The 18,198-nt window shown below is 59.4% G+C and carries 21 protein-coding genes; 13 read left to right on the top strand and 8 right to left on the bottom strand.

Annotated elements, in window-relative coordinates:
- Positions 1-1,059 precede the first annotated feature (1,059 nt).
- Both H7R73_RS23230 and H7R73_RS23225 read left to right on the top strand, forming a co-directional pair.
- Positions 1,060-1,971 carry a DNA-binding protein gene (locus tag H7R73_RS23230; RefSeq protein WP_059385975.1) on the top strand — a complete coding sequence of 304 codons (912 nt, stop codon included), beginning with the start codon at positions 1,060-1,062 and terminating at the stop codon, positions 1,969-1,971.
- Between the two features lie 384 nt (positions 1,972-2,355).
- Positions 2,356-3,183 carry a 3'-5' exonuclease gene (locus H7R73_RS23225; RefSeq protein ID WP_011270172.1) on the top strand — a complete coding sequence of 276 codons (828 nt, stop codon included), beginning with the start codon at positions 2,356-2,358 and terminating at the stop codon, positions 3,181-3,183.
- A 24-nt stretch (positions 3,184-3,207) separates the two neighbouring features.
- On the opposite strand, the gene H7R73_RS23220 is transcribed toward H7R73_RS23225, so the two are convergent.
- Genes H7R73_RS23220 through H7R73_RS23205 form a run of 4 tightly spaced genes read right to left on the bottom strand, consistent with a single transcriptional unit; the run spans position 3,208 to position 5,610 of the window.
- Entirely contained in the window at positions 3,208-3,930 is a 723-nt protein-coding gene (locus tag H7R73_RS23220; protein WP_015060216.1) for a hypothetical protein, read from the bottom strand.
- Entirely contained in the window at positions 3,927-4,565 is a 639-nt protein-coding gene (locus H7R73_RS23215) for a DUF6753 family protein (protein ID WP_009873359.1), read from the bottom strand. Before H7R73_RS23215 ends, H7R73_RS23220 begins: the two co-directional genes overlap by 4 nt.
- Entirely contained in the window at positions 4,558-5,241 is a 684-nt protein-coding gene (locus tag H7R73_RS23210) for a nucleotide-binding protein (RefSeq protein WP_015060218.1), read from the bottom strand. Before H7R73_RS23210 ends, H7R73_RS23215 begins: the two co-directional genes overlap by 8 nt.
- A 12-nt stretch (positions 5,242-5,253) precedes the next feature.
- Complete coding sequence (locus tag H7R73_RS23205; RefSeq protein WP_015060219.1) at positions 5,254-5,610, bottom strand: hypothetical protein; 357 nt, start codon at positions 5,608-5,610, stop codon at positions 5,254-5,256.
- Between the two features lie 311 nt (positions 5,611-5,921).
- Here H7R73_RS23205 and H7R73_RS23200 point away from each other — a divergent pair, with 311 nt between their 5' ends.
- The 5 genes from H7R73_RS23200 to H7R73_RS23180 are packed head-to-tail and all read left to right on the top strand — an operon-like array spanning position 5,922 to position 9,767.
- Positions 5,922-6,233: a plasmid mobilization protein gene (locus H7R73_RS23200; RefSeq protein WP_011270162.1), complete on the top strand. Its 312-nt coding sequence runs from the start codon at positions 5,922-5,924 to the stop codon at positions 6,231-6,233.
- A gap of 4 nt (positions 6,234-6,237) precedes the next feature.
- Positions 6,238-8,892 carry a TraI/MobA(P) family conjugative relaxase gene (traI, locus tag H7R73_RS23195; RefSeq protein ID WP_232092793.1) on the top strand — a complete coding sequence of 885 codons (2,655 nt, stop codon included), beginning with the start codon at positions 6,238-6,240 and terminating at the stop codon, positions 8,890-8,892.
- 41 nt (positions 8,893-8,933) lie between these two features.
- Entirely contained in the window at positions 8,934-9,212 is a 279-nt protein-coding gene (locus H7R73_RS23190; protein ID WP_015060221.1) for a BrnT family toxin, read from the top strand.
- On the top strand, positions 9,172-9,492 hold the full coding sequence (locus H7R73_RS23185) for a BrnA antitoxin family protein (protein WP_045286807.1): 321 nt from the start codon (positions 9,172-9,174) through the stop codon (positions 9,490-9,492). Before H7R73_RS23190 ends, H7R73_RS23185 begins: the two co-directional genes overlap by 41 nt.
- A gap of 56 nt (positions 9,493-9,548) precedes the next feature.
- Positions 9,549-9,767, top strand: a complete 219-nt coding sequence (locus tag H7R73_RS23180) for a hypothetical protein (protein WP_154232916.1) — start codon at positions 9,549-9,551, stop codon at positions 9,765-9,767.
- A gap of 401 nt (positions 9,768-10,168) precedes the next feature.
- Here H7R73_RS23180 and H7R73_RS24280 read toward each other — a convergent pair whose 3' ends face one another.
- From H7R73_RS24280 to H7R73_RS23165, 3 genes are read right to left on the bottom strand one after another with little or no spacing between them, the layout of a single operon-like run.
- Complete coding sequence (locus H7R73_RS24280; protein WP_003159187.1) at positions 10,169-10,705, bottom strand: hypothetical protein; 537 nt, start codon at positions 10,703-10,705, stop codon at positions 10,169-10,171.
- 11 nt (positions 10,706-10,716) lie between these two features.
- On the bottom strand, positions 10,717-11,112 hold the full coding sequence (locus H7R73_RS23170) for a type II toxin-antitoxin system VapC family toxin (RefSeq protein ID WP_003159186.1): 396 nt from the start codon (positions 11,110-11,112) through the stop codon (positions 10,717-10,719).
- A complete protein-coding gene (locus H7R73_RS23165; RefSeq protein ID WP_003108276.1) occupies positions 11,109-11,360 on the bottom strand; it encodes an AbrB/MazE/SpoVT family DNA-binding domain-containing protein in 252 nt (83 codons plus the stop codon). The genes H7R73_RS23170 and H7R73_RS23165 overlap by 4 nt, the downstream gene beginning before the upstream one ends.
- A 179-nt stretch (positions 11,361-11,539) precedes the next feature.
- Between H7R73_RS23165 and H7R73_RS23160 the strand changes: the two genes are divergently transcribed.
- Complete coding sequence (locus H7R73_RS23160; protein WP_001173919.1) at positions 11,540-12,115, top strand: recombinase family protein; 576 nt, start codon at positions 11,540-11,542, stop codon at positions 12,113-12,115.
- 342 nt (positions 12,116-12,457) lie between these two features.
- On the opposite strand, the gene intI1 is transcribed toward H7R73_RS23160, so the two are convergent.
- A complete protein-coding gene (gene intI1 / locus H7R73_RS23155; RefSeq protein ID WP_182951766.1) occupies positions 12,458-13,471 on the bottom strand; it encodes a class 1 integron integrase IntI1 in 1,014 nt (337 codons plus the stop codon).
- Positions 13,472-13,617: 146 nt separating this feature from the next.
- On the opposite strand from intI1, the gene aac(6')-Il reads away from it, so the two are divergent.
- From aac(6')-Il to blaGES, 5 genes are all read left to right on the top strand, one after another.
- Positions 13,618-14,076 carry an aminoglycoside N-acetyltransferase AAC(6')-Il gene (gene aac(6')-Il / locus H7R73_RS23150; protein ID WP_013263788.1) on the top strand — a complete coding sequence of 153 codons (459 nt, stop codon included), beginning with the start codon at positions 13,618-13,620 and terminating at the stop codon, positions 14,074-14,076.
- Positions 14,077-14,241: 165 nt separating this feature from the next.
- Positions 14,242-15,105 carry an inhibitor-resistant carbapenem-hydrolyzing class A beta-lactamase GES-4 gene (locus H7R73_RS23145; protein ID WP_063860518.1) on the top strand — a complete coding sequence of 288 codons (864 nt, stop codon included), beginning with the start codon at positions 14,242-14,244 and terminating at the stop codon, positions 15,103-15,105.
- Positions 15,106-15,261: 156 nt separating this feature from the next.
- A complete protein-coding gene (locus H7R73_RS23140; protein WP_059385191.1) occupies positions 15,262-16,125 on the top strand; it encodes a carbapenem-hydrolyzing class A beta-lactamase GES-24 in 864 nt (287 codons plus the stop codon).
- A 156-nt stretch (positions 16,126-16,281) separates the two neighbouring features.
- Entirely contained in the window at positions 16,282-17,145 is an 864-nt protein-coding gene (locus tag H7R73_RS23135; protein ID WP_059385191.1) for a carbapenem-hydrolyzing class A beta-lactamase GES-24, read from the top strand.
- A 156-nt stretch (positions 17,146-17,301) separates the two neighbouring features.
- Positions 17,302-18,165 (top strand): GES family class A beta-lactamase, encoded by an 864-nt coding sequence (gene blaGES / locus H7R73_RS23130; protein WP_182951765.1) that lies wholly within the window; start codon positions 17,302-17,304, stop codon positions 18,163-18,165.
- Positions 18,166-18,198: the final 33 nt, after the last annotated feature.

The following is an 18,198-nucleotide window of genomic DNA, read 5'->3' as shown; positions in this document are numbered from 1 at the left end:
ATAAATATTTACCGATAATTGGCTGCGCCTATCGGTGGATAACTCAAGCCACCACGCAAAATCGACGCTGAAAGCGGCCTAAAGGCCGGGGCACCCCTGCGGGGTTCCCCCACCCTGCGGGCGGCTCCCCCTCCGGCTGAAAATGTGGCCGCAAGCGGCCAGCCGTTCACCAAGCGCGGACAAGCCGCGCACGCAGCACCACCGCCTCAGCCTGAACAAACAGCAGTTGGCACACCAAGACCGCAAAAGCGGTTTTTCAGGGAAGCAGGCCGACGACCTGGTGCATGACCCCGGCAGCAGTCGCCTATCCACCGCTGTATGCCTCCGGCGGCCCTGCCGGGGGCCAAACGGTCGCGTTTGATCCTCGGGAGCAGGGGGACGGCCTGCGGCCTAAACCCCTGCTCCACTCGGGGAGCGTGGGGTCGTTCCAAGGGCGTCAAGGGCCGGGCCTGCGGCCCTCTCCGGGGCGGCCCGTGTCCTCGCTTCGCTGCGGGCCGCGCCAGCCGCCCCTGCGACCCTTGACCCCCTTTCCACTCGAAAAACGATCAGGAAGCGCCACAGCGGCCCGTAGGGGCCGTTTTAGGGGTCTGACATAACCCAAGCCACCCCAAGACCGGAAAACGCGCTGTAGGCCCGTTTCTGCGCCGCTGAATGAGCGTATGACGCGTCAAGGGCGCAACGCGGCCACGGCTGGCTGGTGCGGCCCGCAGCCCGGCACGGGCGAGGACTCGGGCCAGACGTGGCGAACCCTTGACGCGGCAGCAGCGGCCAGAGCCTCACGGAGAGGGAGCAGGGGAGGGCTTTTAACCCCTGCTCCCCGACGCCTCGCGGGCGAGAGCGGGCGTGCAGAGGGCAGCGCCCTTTGCCCAAGCCCGCAGGGCGCGGAGCAAGTAGCCCCGAAAGCGTCATTGACGCGAGTAGCCAGCGCCCGACCGGGCGCAAGGTGCGGATCTGGCGAGGCGGGACGTTACGAAAACCGCTTGCGTATCGTATCTGTATTGCGTATCATATCTGTATTGATACGATTTACGCTGATAGGGTACGAAAGGAGCAACGATCATGGCACGTCAGGGCATCACTTTTGAGCAGGTCGCCGCCGTCGCTGATGCGCTGGCAGGCGAGGGTCAGCAGCCGACCATCCGGGCGGTGCGGGAGAAGCTGGGCGACACCGGCAGCCCGAACACTATTCACAAGCACTTGACCGCGTGGCGCGAGGCCCGCCCGGTGGCCGCAGCCGCTGCGCCGGAACTGCCGCAGGCGCTGACCGCTGCCATTGCCGCCGAGATCGAGCGGGCCGCATCGCGGGCACGCGGCGAGATCGAGGGCCGTCTGGTGCAGGCGCAGGCGGAGGCCGCCGAACTGGCCGCCGCTGGCGAGGTGCTGGAAGGCGAACGCGACGAGCTGGCCGAGCAGGTGGCCGTGCTGACCACTGAGCGCGACACGCTGGCAGGCAAAGCCGCCCAGCAGGCCGCCGACTTGGCCGAGGCGCAGCAGCGCATCGAGCGCGAGCAGCAGGCGGCAGAGTCTGCCCGGCTGGAGGTGGCAACCGCCCGGCACAAGATCGAGGCGCAGGCCGAGCGCGTGAGCGAGCAGGCCGCCGAGCTTGAGCGCCTACGCGCCGCACTGGCCGAGGCACAGCAGGGCCGCACCGCCGCCGAACAACAGGCCGCCGTGCTGGCCGCCAAGCTGGAGGCGTGCGCCGACCGTGTGAGCCGCGCAGAGGCCCGCGCCGAGCAGATCGAGCAGCAGGCCGCCAAGGCTGCACAGGCCCACGACACCGCCCGCGCCGCAGCAGCGCAGGAAACCCGGCAGACGCAGGCCGAGCGTGACGAGGCTCGCAAGGTGGCAGCAGAGGCCCGCGAGCAGGCCGCACGACTTGCCGGGCAGCTTGAGGCGCTGCAACGGCAGCAGGACAAGGCCGAGGCCGCCGAGAAGGCCACGAAGGCACCGAAAGGGAAGGGGGGCGAGTGATGCCAAGCGCCGCAGAATTTCAGGCGCTGTCCGATGAGTTGCGGCAGCTTGGGGCGGTGATCGTGCAGGCTGCGAACCTGGGCGATCAGGAGCTTGCATTGTGGGCCGTGGGGGCGCTGTCATCCGCAGCCGCCCGGCCTGCATGGTGGGCGAGAGAGGCCGCAGACAGCGAAGCTGTGGGATGCAAATAAAGTCCCATCCTAAGCTACGCCAATTTTCAGGACTGTTTTGAAAGACTCAGGCTTGGCAGGCGGGTAAAGTGTCATTCTGAAAGGATCGCGTGGCATTGGGCGCGGCCTGAATCGTGAAAATAAAGTCTCATACTTTCGAGCGTCTGAATCGTCGCCCACTACCGCCGGGACTGAGACACCAACAAGGGGGCGTATGCCCAAAACCCGAAAACACCTCACCCCGACCGAAGCAGAGGCCAAGGGGCTTCTATGCCGTAAGCACCTCAAGGAACGCCTCCGCCTCATGCCGGGACTAAACACCAAGCCCGCTGGCAGTGTCTGGCAAGGTCAGGGGGCTTATGATGTGTACAACCCAGCCGAGTGCGTGCCGTGGCGCTGGATGCCTGGGCGTGCCCAAGTCCGTCGCCAGCACGTCGCAGCGCAGGCAAAAGACCTGATCGCCGCAGGCTGCATTGTGCTCGACACCGAAACCACCGGCCTCGGTGATGACGCCGAGATTTGCGAGATAACCATACTCGACGTGACCGGCGCACCGATCCTCGACACGCTGGTACGCCCGACCCGGCCAATCCCGGTCGAGGCGACAGCGATTCACAAAATCACCGACGCCATGGTGGCCAGTGCGCCGAGCTGGCCCGAGGTGGCCGAGCAGTACGCCGCCGCCGTTGCTGGCCGAACCGTCGTTGCCTACAACGTCGCTTTTGATGCGCGCTTGCTGCGGCAGACCTATCAGATACACGGAATCACCGCGCCAGTGTTGACGACCGCTTGCGCGATGCTGATGTATGCCGAGTGGCATGGAGAGTACGACCGGAGCCGCGACCGCTGGCGATGGTTGAAGCTGATCGAGGCTGCGACCGACTGCGGCGTGGCAGAAGACGGCGCACACCGCGCCCTTGCCGACGCCCGCATGACGCTGGGTGTGCTGCGATACTTGCAGCGCCGCACGAACGGACGGCGACCGGCAGGGCCGAAAGTGGCCACCGTCCCGCAGGAGGCTTTGCCCTCTGTTTTAGGATGAAACTCTATTTCAAAGAATGAGACTTTATTTGTACGGATGAATCTTTATTCGCATCCCACACATGGCTTCTAACCACGCTTCGTGCATCCAGAATGGGGCTATTTTTCCGTGCTGAAGTGTGCAAAGCGGATTGAGCACCCGGCGTGGGTTCTTCCATGTCTCGACGGAGAGCAACAGGCCGTCCGCATGGACGGAAAAGACTGGTAGTGCTTTCGGCTGGCCCTTCTTCTTGCCTTGCGTTTCGGTTGGCTTGAGGTCGTCCCAAACGCCTTGCACGGTTTTGTTCAGTTCGTCGATGAAGCGTTCCGGCATGGTTTTCAAGAGTTCGGCAGTGATTGCGTTCGCGTCCTCAAATTGCTTTCTTGCTTCGGCTTCCTTTTTCCGTCGTTTTTGCCGCTCCTGTTCGTATTCGTCTAAGGTTTGCCTGTGTCTGCGCTGTGCTTCAGCTTCCGCTTCTTCAGCTTGCCTTCGTGCTTCCTCTTTGGCTTTCTGTCGGCGTGCTTCACCCTCTGCTGTGAGTGCTGGTTTTACCAGTTCGCCAGACTTGGCCTCGATGGTGATCGAAAGCGGTTCGCCGCGATGGTCTACCAGATCGAACGGCAGACCATCCGCATCGAAGGCGGTTAGGTAGAGATTGGCCCCATAGACCTTGTGCCCCGGCCTCACAGCTTCGTATTTTTCTGCTGCTGCGTGCAGTGCTTCCGCTAGGCGTTCTGCCGTGATTTCTCCTTTGATCTTGATTCTCATGGCAACCTCCATCCGTAGGTGCCATCCGATGCGGGCTTGACGTAGCACACGCCTTTTTCGACGTACCACCCCGGCCTATCGCACTTCGCCAAGCTGGCGAGGCTTCCCGTTTGAGCGAAGCGGTAGGCCAAGCGCCCCTCTGGCGTGTTGGCCCATGCCGCCGCCGCTTTCTCGTCCTTGGCTTCGGTGTATCCCGCGCCGTATCCGGCCTGATAGCCCGAATCCTTGCCGCTGCTGTGCATGTACCAGCCGAACAGGCCGACGCACAGGAAGGCCACGGCGATGCAGCCCGCCGCCCACTGCCACATCTGCTTTGCTGATGTGTTGTGCGCGACCTCTTGCGCTGCTGCTGCTACCGCTTGCGCCAAATCCGCCTTGGCTGCTTCCGCTGATGCTTTCACGGTTGCATCCGCCGTTACCTTGAAATTGACCAAGGTATCTTTGGCTGCTTGTGCTATCGCTTGCGGGAACTTCTCATACTGGCCTTGGTAGTGTTGCAAGGCCATGAGCACCAGCCACAGCGCATCATTGTTTTTCAGGCCGAGTGCATCCCGAACCCGGTAAAGACTTTGCCGCTCCGCGTCACTAGGTTGCCTGCCGAGCAGCTTTGCAAAGCTGTCGTCTAGGTCACTCATGGACTACGGCCTCCAATACCTTTTTGGCCTCGTTGCGCCACCGCGTAAGCTCCGCACGGTTGCCAATGGGCAATTCCTTGAGTGCTACCGCAATGCTCATGCGCTTGCTGTAAATGTCATCGCTCACACGGTCGGCCATGTCCGGGAATGTCACCGATTTCCCGCCGCGTTCCTCTACCGCCGTGCGCAGCTTGGAGCCGTTGTAAAGCTCGAACTTATTTTCTTCCCCGAAGTGTCCATTGCGTACCACATGAACATCCGCATTCGGAATTGCGTCCATGTATTCCTTGAGCAGTTCGAGGCTATCCCGTTGGCGGTTAATCACCCACAGCGTGACCAGCTTCCGCTTGAGTTCTTCAAGCGTGCTATTCAGTGTTTCACCGTAGGCGCTCACGCCCTTGTTATTCCGTGCTGCCGTGTTGATTACCACGACGCTATCCGGCTTGCTATCGCACAAGTTCACTAGCTGAATCCATCCGTCCGCCTCATCCAGATTGATAAGCTCCGTTTCCGTGCTTTCTTTATAGGCTTTCCATACGTCCGGGTTAGAGGTGTCAGACTCAATCAGCAAGACGCTTTCGCCGCGCTCTTGCAGGTAATCAACCGTTGCCATCGTGACAAGCGACTTGCCAACGCCGCCCTTGCTGCCACCGATCAGGTAAATGCTTTTCGCCATGTTGCTTACTCCTTAAATGTCGTCGCTGTCAGGTTTCGGGGTGAATGTCGCCTTTGATGTATCCGCAGGCTTCTTGACGGCGGGGCGGGGGCGGGGTGTGTCTCCCGGTGCTTGCACCGGAGCTTTTTTCGCTGGCTTTGCTCTCTGCAGGTAGCTCTTGAGTGTTGGAGTTGCGATGCTCAGACCTTCACCGCGCAGCGTCTCGGAAATCTGGTCAAGCGTGTATCCACGCTTTTGCAACAAGGCGATTTCCTTCGAGAGTATGCGCACGGCATCTTGCTTGCTGTGCTCTTGCTTCTTTTTCTCGACTGGCGGCATCTCTCGCAGCTTTGCAGCGATAGCCTCTAGCTGTTCTGTCGTGCACTTCATCGTGCTAACTCCTTTGCTTACTTGTTGCGGAGTTGACAGCATAGCGCCATTTGTGCTTGTTGCAAAGTGCGTCCCGTGCACCTAAACTGCTGATACGATAGTAGAGCGGATGAGCTTAACAGGATGGCCGTTGTAACACACATGGCTTCGCCACGTGGTTCCAACGGACGCCAGACCATTCGGCGCTTCGCTTCTCACGGTCTGGCTCATCCTGCAAGGGGCAAGCCCCTTGACCCCGGACAGTGCGGCGCTTCGCTTCTTACTTTCCAAGACACCCCGCCCCCCTCGCTCCCCGGCTAGAAGGAGACACGATGCCATTTGAAACGCAGGGGCCGGAACCGCTGGACGCCGTTATCAATGTACGGCTGACCGCAGCGGAGAAGGCCAAGTTGAAGGAGGACGCCGACCTTGCCGGGTTGAGCATGTCCGAGCTTGTCCGCCGCCGCTACTTTGGCAGACCGATCATTGCCAATGCGGACGCTGTGATGCTCAAAGAGCTGCGCCGCATCGGTGGGTTGCTCAAGCACATTCACAACGAAAGCGGAGGCATTTACAGCAAGGACACAGCCGGGGCGCTGCTGGCAGTGAAAGCCTACATCGAGAGGTTGAGCCGTGATCGTTAAGAAGGTGCCGAACTCAAAAACCAAGCACAAGACGGGGAGCATCCGCGACTTGGCCGACTACATCCGCGAGCCTCACAACCAGAACCCGGATGAAAAGGTGCTGTACGCCAACGGGCGCGGTTTCCTCTGTGACGGCCACGCCGCACAGCGTGAAGAAATGGTAGCCCTTGCCGCTGAATCCGTGCGCAGCAAGAACCCGGTCAATCACTACATCATGAGTTGGCGAGAAGGCGAGCAGCCCAGCCCGGAGCAGGTCGAAGAAGCGGTAAGCATTTTCATGGATGAGCTAGGTGTTAAAGACCATCAAGCCATCTATGGTTTGCACGCCGACACGGACAACTTGCACCTGCACCTTGCCATCAACCGCGTGCATCCTGAAACGCTCAAGGTGGTGAAGATCAATAACGGCTTCGACATTGAGGCAGCGCACAAGGCGATAGCACGAATCGAGAACGCACAAGGCTGGCAGCGTGAGCAGAACGGGCGTTATCAGGTGTTGGAGAATGGTGAGTTAGGCCGGGAGCACATCGACAAGGACAAGCCGCGCCAGCCAGCCCAGCCGAAGCGCGACATGGAAAACCGCACCGGGGAGAAATCCGCCGAACGCATCGCCATTGAGGACGGCGCACCGATCATCAAAAAGGCGCAGACGTGGGAGCAGTTGCACCGCGAGTTAGCAGCCAAGGGGATGCGCTACGAGAAAACAGGCAGCGGGGCGACGCTCTTTGTCGGTGATGTTGGCGTGAAGGCCAGCAGCGCAGACCGGGACGCGAGCCTATCCAAGTTACAAAAGCGACTCGGAGCTTACCAGCCGCCGCCGCAGCGTCAGCAGGTAGCACAGCGCGAGCCAGAGCCGATCAAGCCAGACGTGCCGGGATGGAAGGATTACATCACCGGGCGCAAGGCGCACTACGCGGAAAAGAACGCGGCCAAGCTGGCACTGGACAAGCGGCAGGAGCAGGAGCGCAAGCAGATTGCCGAGCAGCAGAAAGCCCGCCGCGATGAACTCATGCGCGGCAACTGGAAGGGTAAGGGCGAAGTGCTCAACGCCATGCGCAGCGTGATTGCCGCCGAGCAGGCCGCAGAGAAAGCAGCCTTGAAAGAGAAGCACCAGAAGCAGCGCGAGCAGCACCGGCAGCAGTTCCGGCCCTATCCCGACCTGGAGCAGTGGCAGCGGATGCAGAAAAGCCCGGAGCTTGCCGAGCAGTGGCGGCACCGCGCCAGCGAGCCGCAGCGCATCGAGGGCGCGAGCGGCGAGCCGCCGACGCCGCGAGACATCCGCGCCTATCAGCCTGAAATCGTGGGCCAGCAGGTGCATTACAGCCGGAAGGAAGAAGCGGGGGCGGGCGGGGGTGTGTCTTTCGTGGACAAGGGAAAAAGCATCGATATTCACGACTGGCGCAACCGGGACAGCACGCTTGCCGCCTTGCAGCTATCGGCGCAGAAGTGGGGCAGCTTCACCGTAACCGGGAACGACGAATACAAGGCCATGTGCGCGAAGTTAGCAGCAGAGCACGGTTTCAAGATCACGAATCCTGAGCTTCAGGAGCGCATCCAGCAGGAGCGGCAGCGGATACAGCAGGAGAGGGCGCAGGCGATGAAATCGGAGCAGCTAAAGCAGTTTGAGCTGTACGCGGAAGCGGTAGGCGCGGAGCGCTACCGGGTAACGTCCATCAAGATGCAGGCAGACGGAAGGAAGCAAACCTTCATCCTCGACAAGAAGGACGGCATCACGCGGGGCTTCACGCCGCAGGAGATCGAGCAGCGCACGCCGGAGATGCTGCGCCTACAGCGCCGGGGCGAAAACCTCTACTACACGCCACTATCGGACAAGAAGCATCACATCCTCATCGACGACATGAACCGGGAGAAGCTGGAGCGGCTTATCCGTGACGGCTACCGGCCCGCCGTTGTGCTGGAATCAAGCCCCGGCAACTATCAGGCCATCATCACCGTGCCGAAGCTGGGGACGGCCCACGACAAGGACGTGGGCAACCGGCTGAGCGATGCCCTGAACCGTGAATACGGCGACCCGAAGCTATCGGGAGCCATCCACCCGCACCGCGCACCCGGCTACGAGAATCGCAAGCCCAAGCACCAGCGCGAGGACGGCAGCTATCCCGAAGTGCGCTTGCTCAAGGCCGAGCGCCGCGAGTGCGTCAAGGCGCTGGCCCTGTCCAGCCAGATCGACGCCGAGTATCAGCGTCAGGCCGCCTTGAAGGCGCAGCAGCCAGAACGCAGCAAAGCCAAGCCCGCCTTGGAGCTTGCAGCGGCCAGCGGCAGCGCGATCGACGCTTACCAGCGGCATTACCGCGACGTGATCAAGCGGCAGCGTGGCGGCGAGGTGGACTTGTCCCGCGTGGATTCCATGATTGCCGTGCGGATGCGCGTTACCGGCCACGATCAAGCCGCCATCGAGGGCGCTATCCGCCAGTGCGCCCCGGCCACCCGGCAGAAGGACGAGGGGCGCGACTGGAACGACTACGCGCAGCGCACCGCCCGCTATGCCTACAGCGCCGCAGGCGACCGGCAAGCCGCCGAGCTTGGGAAGTACCGCCAGCAGTGGGAGAAGCTGGAAGGGCGCGAGCCTGTACGCCAGCAGGAGCAGGCCAAGGCGCAGAAGATCGAGCGCGACAACTCACCCGGCATGAGTCGATAAGACTTGATGTAACTACAAAAAGACGCTACAATAAGAACACAATGGAACTTGAATGGGACGCCGATAAAGCGGCACGAAACCTGAAAAAGCACGGCGTTTCCTTCGAGGATGCCGAGCTTGTTTTTTACGACTCCGGGCGGGTTGAAGCCTACGACGGACGCGAGGACTACGGGGAAGATCGTTGGGCAACGATTGGGCTTGCCTACTCGGCTGTCCTGTATGTGGTCTACACCGTCCGACACGAGGAAACCATCCGCCTTATCTCTGCGAGGAAAGCAAATGCCGACGAAAGAAAGCAATATCGTGAAGCGAACTCTTGACCTCAAGAAGCCGCCACAGTTGAGCGCCGAGCAGAAGGCGCGACTGGATGCCGTGGCCTCGATGCCGGATGAGCAGATCGACTATAGCGATGCACCCTATCTGCCTGATGCTGTCTGGATGAAGGCAGCGGAGCAATTGCCCCACACCAAGAAGCAAATCACGCTGCGCATTGATGCCGAAGTGTTGGAGTTCTTCAAGCACACCGGCAAGCGTTATCAGTCGCGCATGAATGCTGTTTTGCGCTCCTACGTTGAGGCGCACAAGGCGCACGCGAAATGAGCGGCGACGACAAGCAGCTTTAGCTTGAAGCCCTCGCCGCCGTGGGCGAAATGCTCTTGTTCGACCAAGCCAGAGGCAACCCGGAAGAAGCCGCCCGCATCCTGCGATGTGCGCGGCTTTTTGCTCGTTCAGAGGATGCCGCGCAGCGTCTCAGCGAGCTATGCAACGAGGCGGGCAGTGATGCGACTTGGCGCGAAAACATCGTGGAGGAACTGCAAGACCGAGAGGACTTGCAAGCCGCCGAGGCAGCGATGGAAGCCCGCCGACAGGCCTAACTTGTTGCGCAAGCGGATAGTGCCGACACGGCCTTGCAGACCCTAATGGACGAGGTAGCGGCGGACACCTTCGGCAGTCTCGATGAAGGATATGCGGCACAGGCGCAGGCCGAGGCCGTGAAGGCGTGGCAGGGCAGGCAGTGAGCGGCATTTGTTGGTGTTTCATCGTAACCCGGCAAGTGTTCAGCAAACGGTGGATTGATGAACAGTCGGCGTTTTTCCCTGTCTGTCGTTTTCAGAAGGCGACTGCACCAGTTCACTGGGCTGGCCGCCGTGTGTGCATAGAACTTCTGACCGGGAACGGTCAGAAGTTCTATGCACGAAGCGCCGCGAGAGATCGGAATTGCTCAGAACTCTTGTGCACGGCGCGACAAAGCCGGAACCGCCGAAAATTCCGGCGATCAACCGGCAAGCTGCTTGATGCGCTCGGCCAGGCGGCCGAAAGCCTCGTTCACGTATTCCAGCACCTTGGGTTCTGCGCCCTGCGTGCGCAGCGAGTCTTTGAAGGCTTCCAGGTCGGACAGCCATTGCCGATGCAGGCGGCCCAGCTCGTCGAGCTGAGGCCGGAAGTCTTGGAGACTGCCGCTCGCACGAAACGCCTGGTAGCCACGCTCAAGCGTGGCCGCCGTGGTCAGCAGTTGCGCGCCCATTTGCTTGTGCTGTTCGGAGAACTCGGCCATGCCGTCATAGGGCCGCGAAGCCTTGCGGCGCTCGGCTTCGGATGCCTCTTCCATGATGCGGGCGTAGCGGTAGAACCCTGGGAACTCGCGGGACAGCGCCATGAGCTGCTGATCGGATGTGCCGACCCAAATCCTGTGCAGGTCAGGCCCGTACCCCATCATGCGATTGATGATGGCATGGGCCTCGCTGACACCCTGGGCGGCAAGCTGCTGCATGTGTTGGTCGATCTTCGCGGCCAGTCGGCGGAATTCGTTCATGCTCATGTCCGTCACAAAAGGCGCGTTGATTGCCCTTGCGCCGTGAGAAGTGCCACCGCCTTCTTATCGAAGGAAACGAAGGTTTCCCCGCCAAGCCAGTTGCCTTCGTAGGCAATGACGCCATCGGCAAAGTCTCCGCCCGCGTCGAGCACCAGCAAGCCAGCCTCCACGGCAGGCCGGTTCACTTCCACATTCGCGGCGGCCAGTAGTGCCCGGATCGCGCTGGCCGCGTCGGCTTGCTGGAAGCCGTAGACACGCAGCAGCACCCAAACAAATTCGCATAGGCACGGCAGCGCGACCGCGATCAACTCGGCGTCGGTCAAGACTGCGGCGGCAACGTCCGCTTGTGCGGGATCGTCACGCACAACCGCACGCACAAGGACGTTGGTATCGACTGCGACCTTCATTGCTTACCTGCCCAGCCTTGCGCCGCCGCCTCGTTGATTTCTTCGATGGTGGCAACCTTCTGCGTCTTGCCCGCGAGCAGGCCGACAAAGCTGGCTATCGTCCCTGCGGGCCGTGCCGCCTTGAGCACGCCCCGACCGTCTGGCAACAAGTCCAGCTCGATCTTGTCGCCTGGCCTGATGCCGAGGTGTTGCAGTACGTCCTTCCGAAACGTCACTTGTCCCCGTGCGGTAACGGTCAATGTGGTCATGGTGGTTTGCCCTCGCAATCAAGGTTGATGCTTCACATAGTAATGCAAAAATGCCTTACCGTCAATGTCCGTCAAACGATCATTAGGCGGCCAAACCGGACGCCTGTCCGAAAACATCTTGCGCAACGGGATGACGGACAATAAGATAGGCGGACGGTATAACGGACAAATGGGCGGAAATGGCACTCATCGGCTATGCGCGGGTATCGACGGCGGAACAGGACACCGCCTTGCAGACGGATGCGCTGCGCAATGCAGGCTGCGAACGGGTTTTCGAGGACACGGCATCCGGGGCCAAGGCAGACCGGCCCGGCTTGGCCGATGCGCTGGCTTATCTGCGCGATGGCGATGTGCTGGTCGTCTGGCGGCTGGATCGGCTTGGCCGCTCCCTGCCGCACCTGATTGAGACGGTCGGCAAGCTGGAAGCACGGGGCGTCGGCTTCCGCTCGTTGACTGAAAACATCGACACCACCACGCCGGGCGGACGGCTCATCTTCCATGTGTTCGGTGCGCTGGGCCAGTTCGAGCGCGACCTGATCCGCGAGCGCACCAAGGCCGGGTTGACCGCTGCCGCCGCACGCGGGCGCAAAGGCGGACGCAAGCCGGTTGTCACTGCCGACAAGTTGCAACGAGCGCGGGAGCTTGTCGCCAACGGCTTGAATGTCCGCGAGGCCGCCGCACGCCTCAAGGTAGGAAAAACCGCTCTCTACGCTGCCTTGCAGGCGGCCAGTTCTGGCAGTGCAGCCGACTCCTGATATTTCGTGCAGTCGCCTTCTGAAAACGACAGGCGGCGCTCTTGTCTTTCATGGCGTAATGTCTCCGGTTCTAGTCGCAAGTATTCTATTTCATGCAACTAAAACACGCGACAAAAAACGCCAGGGAAAGGGCAGGGTGGTGTCGTTTTCAGAAGACGGCTGCACTGAACGTCAGAAGCCGACTGCACTATAGCAGCGGAGGGGTTGGATCCATCAGGCAACGACGGGCTGCTGCCGGCCATCAGCGGACGCAGGGAGGACTTTCCGCAACCGGCCGTTCGATGCGGCACCGATGGCCTTCGCGCAGGGGTAGTGAATCCGCCAGGATTGACTTGCGCTGCCCTACCTCTCACTAGTGAGGGGCGGCAGCGCATCAAGCGGTGAGCGCACTCCGGCACCGCCAACTTTCAGCACATGCGTGTAAATCATCGTCGTAGAGACGTCGGAATGGCCGAGCAGATCCTGCACGGTTCGAATGTCGTAACCGCTGCGGAGCAAGGCCGTCGCGAACGAGTGGCGGAGGGTGTGCGGTGTGGCGGGCTTCGTGATGCCTGCTTGTTCTATGGCACGTTTGAAGGCGCGCTGAAAGGTCTGGTCATACATGTGATGGCGACGCACGACACCGCTCCGTGGATCGGTCGAATGCGTGTGCTGCGCAAAAACCCAGAACCACGGCCAGGAATGCCCGGCGCGCGGATACTTCCGCTCAAGGGCGTCGGGAAGCGCAACGCCGCTGCGGCCCTCGGCCTGGTCCTTCAGCCACCATGCCCGTGCACGCGACAGCTGCTCGCGCAGGCTGGGTGCCAAGCTCTCGGGTAACATCAAGGCCCGATCCTTGGAGCCCTTGCCCTCCCGCACGATGATCGTGCCGTGATCGAAATCCAGATCCTTGACCCGCAGTTGCAAACCCTCACTGATCCGCATGCCCGTTCCATACAGAAGCTGGGCGAACAAACGATGCTCGCCTTCCAGAAAACCGAGGATGCGAACCACTTCATCCGGGGTCAGCACCACCGGCAAGCGCCGCGACGGCCGAGGTCTTCCGATCTCCTGAAGCCAGGGCAGATCCGTGCACAGCACCTTGCCGTAGAAGAACAGCAAGGCCGCCAATGCCTGACGATGCGTGGAGACCGAAACCTTGCGCTCGTTCGCCAGCCAGGACAGAAATGCCTCGACTTCGCTGCTGCCCAAGGTTGCCGGGTGACGCACACCGTGGAAACGGATGAAGGCACGAACCCAGTTGACATAAGCCTGTTCGGTTCGTAAACTGTAATGCAAGTAGCGTATGCGCTCACGCAACTGGTCCAGAACCTTGACCGAACGCAGCGGTGGTAACGGCGCAGTGGCGGTTTTCATGGCTTGTTATGACTGTTTTTTTGTACAGTCTATGCCTCGGGCATCCAAGCAGCAAGCGCGTTACGCCGTGGGTCGATGTTTGATGTTATGGAGCAGCAACGATGTTACGCAGCAGGGCAGTCGCCCTAAAACAAAGTTAGGCACCAATGGATAGTTCGCCGCTCGTCAGGCCTGTTGAAACTACCGATTCGGCCAGTTGGCTAAGCATGCGCTGTGAGCTGTGGCCAGATGGCACATGTCAAGAGCACCAGTCAGAGATCGCAGAATTTCTGTCCGGAAAAGTCGCCCGGCCTGCTGCTGTCCTCATTGCTGTAGCACCCGACGGAGAAGCACTAGGGTTTGCCGAGCTTTCGATCCGCCCGTATGCGGAGGAGTGCTACTCCGGCAACGTTGCGTTCTTGGAGGGTTGGTACGTTGTGCCAAGTGCGCGGCGTCAGGGCGTAGGTGTAGCTCTGGTAAAAGCCGCCGAGCATTGGGCTCGTGGTCGCGGATGCACCGAATTCGCCTCCGACACTCAACTTACCAACAGCGCAAGCACCTCGGCGCACCTGGCGGCTGGATTCACGGAGGTTGCTCAAGTACGCTGCTTCCGGAAACCGTTGTGAGGGGCGCCGCGTTGGTGCCTAACAATTCGTTCAAGCCGAACTTGCTTCCTTACACCAAAGCCATGGCAGAAAAAGCTTGCCATGGCTTTGGCTCCACTACGCAAGTCGGCTTAACTCGGGCGTTAGACGGGCGTACAAAGATAATTTCCATCTCAAGGGATCACCATGCGCTTCATTCACGCACTATTACTGGCAGGGATCGCTCACTCTGCATATGCGTCGGAAAAATTAACCTTCAAGACCGATCTTGAGAAGCTAGAGCGCGAAAAAGCAGCTCAGATCGGTGTTGCGATCGTCGATCCCCAAGGAGAGATCGTCGCGGGCCACCGAACGGCGCAGCGCTTTGCAATGTGCTCAACGTTCAAGTTTCCGCTAGCCGCGCTGGTCTTTGAAAGAATTGACTCAGGCACCGAGCGGGGGGATCGAAAACTTTCATATGGGCCGGACATGATCGTCAAATGGTCTCCTGCCACGGAGCGGTTTCTAGCATCGGGACACATGACGGTTCTCGAGGCAGCGCAAGCTGCGGTGCAGCTTAGCGACAATGGGGCTACTAACCTCTTACTGAGAGAAATTGGCGGACCTGCTGCAATGACGCAGTATTTTCGTAAAATTGGCGACTCTGTGAGTCGGCTAGACCGGAAAGAGCCGGAGATGAGCGACAACACACCTGGCGACCTCAGAGATACAACTACGCCTATTGCTATGGCACGTACTGTGGCTAAAGTCCTCTATGGCGGCGCACTGACGTCCACCTCGACCCACACCATTGAGAGGTGGCTGATCGGAAACCAAACGGGAGACGCGACACTACGAGCGGGTTTTCCTAAAGATTGGGTTGTTGGAGAGAAAACTGGTACCTGCGCCAACGGGGGCCGGAACGACATTGGTTTTTTTAAAGCCCAGGAGAGAGATTACGCTGTAGCGGTGTATACAACGGCCCCGAAACTATCGGCCGTAGAACGTGACGAATTAGTTGCCTCTGTCGGTCAAGTTATTACACAACTCATCCTGAGCACGGACAAATAGTTGACGCCCGTCTAACAATTCGTTCAAGCCGACGTTGCTTCGTGGCGGCGCTTGCGTGCTACGCTAAGCTTCGCACGCCGCTTGCCACTGCGCACCGCGGCTTAACTCAGGCGTTAGACGGGCGTACAAAGATAATTTCCATCTCAAGGGATCACCATGCGCTTCATTCACGCACTATTACTGGCAGGGATCGCTCACTCTGCATATGCGTCGGAAAAATTAACCTTCAAGACCGATCTTGAGAAGCTAGAGCGCGAAAAAGCAGCTCAGATCGGTGTTGCGATCGTCGATCCCCAAGGAGAGATCGTCGCGGGCCACCGAACGGCGCAGCGCTTTGCAATGTGCTCAACGTTCAAGTTTCCGCTAGCCGCGCTGGTCTTTGAAAGAATTGACTCAGGCACCGAGCGGGGGGATCGAAAACTTTCATATGGGCCGGACATGATCGTCGAATGGTCTCCTGCCACGGAGCGGTTTCTAGCATCGGGACACATGACGGTTCTCGAGGCAGCGCAAGCTGCGGTGCAGCTTAGCGACAATGGGGCTACTAACCTCTTACTGAGAGAAATTGGCGGACCTGCTGCAATGACGCAGTATTTTCGTAAAATTGGCGACTCTGTGAGTCGGCTAGACCGGAAAGAGCCGGAGATGAGCGACAACACACCTGGCGACCTCAGAGATACAACTACGCCTATTGCTATGGCACGTACTGTGGCTAAAGTCCTCTATGGCGGCGCACTGACGTCCACCTCGACCCACACCATTGAGAGGTGGCTGATCGGAAACCAAACGGGAGACGCGACACTACGAGCGGGTTTTCCTAAAGATTGGGTTGTTGGAGAGAAAACTGGTACCTGCGCCAACGGGGGCCGGAACGACATTGGTTTTTTTAAAGCCCAGGAGAGAGATTACGCTGTAGCGGTGTATACAACGGCCCCGAAACTATCGGCCGTAGAACGTGACGAATTAGTTGCCTCTGTCGGTCAAGTTATTACACAACTCATCCTGAGCACGGACAAATAGTTGACGCCCGTCTAACAATTCGTTCAAGCCGACGTTGCTTCGTGGCGGCGCTTGCGTGCTACGCTAAGCTTCGCACGCCGCTTGCCACTGCGCACCGCGGCTTAACTCAGGCGTTAGACGGGCGTACAAAGATAATTTCCATCTCAAGGGATCACCATGCGCTTCATTCACGCACTATTACTGGCAGGGATCGCTCACTCTGCATATGCGTCGGAAAAATTAACCTTCAAGACCGATCTTGAGAAGCTAGAGCGCGAAAAAGCAGCTCAGATCGGTGTTGCGATCGTCGATCCCCAAGGAGAGATCGTCGCGGGCCACCGAACGGCGCAGCGCTTTGCAATGTGCTCAACGTTCAAGTTTCCGCTAGCCGCGCTGGTCTTTGAAAGAATTGACTCAGGCACCGAGCGGGGGGATCGAAAACTTTCATATGGGCCGGACATGATCGTCGAATGGTCTCCTGCCACGGAGCGGTTTCTAGCATCGGGACACATGACGGTTCTCGAGGCAGCGCAAGCTGCGGTGCAGCTTAGCGACAATGGGGCTACTAACCTCTTACTGAGAGAAATTGGCGGACCTGCTGCAATGACGCAGTATTTTCGTAAAATTGGCGACTCTGTGAGTCGGCTAGACCGGAAAGAGCCGGAGATGAGCGACAACACACCTGGCGACCTCAGAGATACAACTACGCCTATTGCTATGGCACGTACTGTGGCTAAAGTCCTCTATGGCGGCGCACTGACGTCCACCTCGACCCACACCATTGAGAGGTGGCTGATCGGAAACCAAACGGGAGACGCGACACTACGAGCGGGTTTTCCTAAAGATTGGGTTGTTGGAGAGAAAACTGGTACCTGCGCCAACGGGGGCCGGAACGACATTGGTTTTTTTAAAGCCCAGGAGAGAGATTACGCTGTAGCGGTGTATACAACGGCCCCGAAACTATCGGCCGTAGAACGTGACGAATTAGTTGCCTCTGTCGGTCAAGTTATTACACAACTCATCCTGAGCACGGACAAATAGTTGACGCCCGTCTAACAATTCGTTCAAGCCGACGTTGCTTCGTGGCGGCGCTTGCGTGCTACGCTAAGCTTCGCACGCCGCTTGCCACTGCGCACCGCGGCTTAACTCAGGCGTTAGACGGGCGTACAAAGATAATTTCCATCTCAAGGGATCACCATGCGCTTCATTCACGCACTATTACTGGCAGGGATCGCTCACTCTGCATATGCGTCGGAAAAATTAACCTTCAAGACCGATCTTGAGAAGCTAGAGCGCGAAAAAGCAGCTCAGATCGGTGTTGCGATCGTCGATCCCCAAGGAGAGATCGTCGCGGGCCACCGAACGGCGCAGCGCTTTGCAATGTGCTCAACGTTCAAGTTTCCGCTAGCCGCGCTGGTCTTTGAAAGAATTGACTCAGGCACCGAGCGGGGGGATCGAAAACTTTCATATGGGCCGGACATGATCGTCGAATGGTCTCCTGCCGCGGAGCGGTTTCTAGCATCGGGACACATGACGGTTCTCGAGGCAGCGCAAGCTGCGGTGCAGCTTAGCGACAATGGGGCTACTAACCTCTTACTGAGAGAAATTGGCGGACCTGCTGCAATGACGCAGTATTTTCGTAAAATTGGCGACTCTGTGAGTCGGCTAGACCGGAAAGAGCCGGAGATGAGCGACAACACACCTGGCGACCTCAGAGATACAACTACGCCTATTGCTATGGCACGTACTGTGGCTAAAGTCCTCTATGGCGGCGCACTGACGTCCACCTCGACCCACACCATTGAGAGGTGGCTGATCGGAAACCAAACGGGAGACGCGACACTACGAGCGGGTTTTCCTAAAGATTGGGTTGTTGGAGAGAAAACTGGTACCTGCGCCAACGGGGGCCGGAACGACATTGGTTTTTTTAAAGCCCAGGAGAGAGATTACGCTGTAGCGGTGTATACAACGGCCCCGAAACTATCGGCCGTAGAACGTGACGAATTAGTTGCCTCTGTCGGTCAAGTTATTACACAACTCATCCTGAGCACGGACAAATAGTTGACGCCCGTCTAACAATTCGTTCAAGCCGAC

Origin of the sequence: Aeromonas sp. WP2-W18-CRE-05 (assembly GCF_014168615.1) — a bacterium.
Lineage (GTDB): Bacteria > Pseudomonadota > Gammaproteobacteria > Enterobacterales > Aeromonadaceae > Aeromonas > Aeromonas caviae.
The sequence above is the reverse complement of the archived record's forward strand: the minus strand, read 5'-3'. Positions and strand labels throughout refer to the sequence as shown.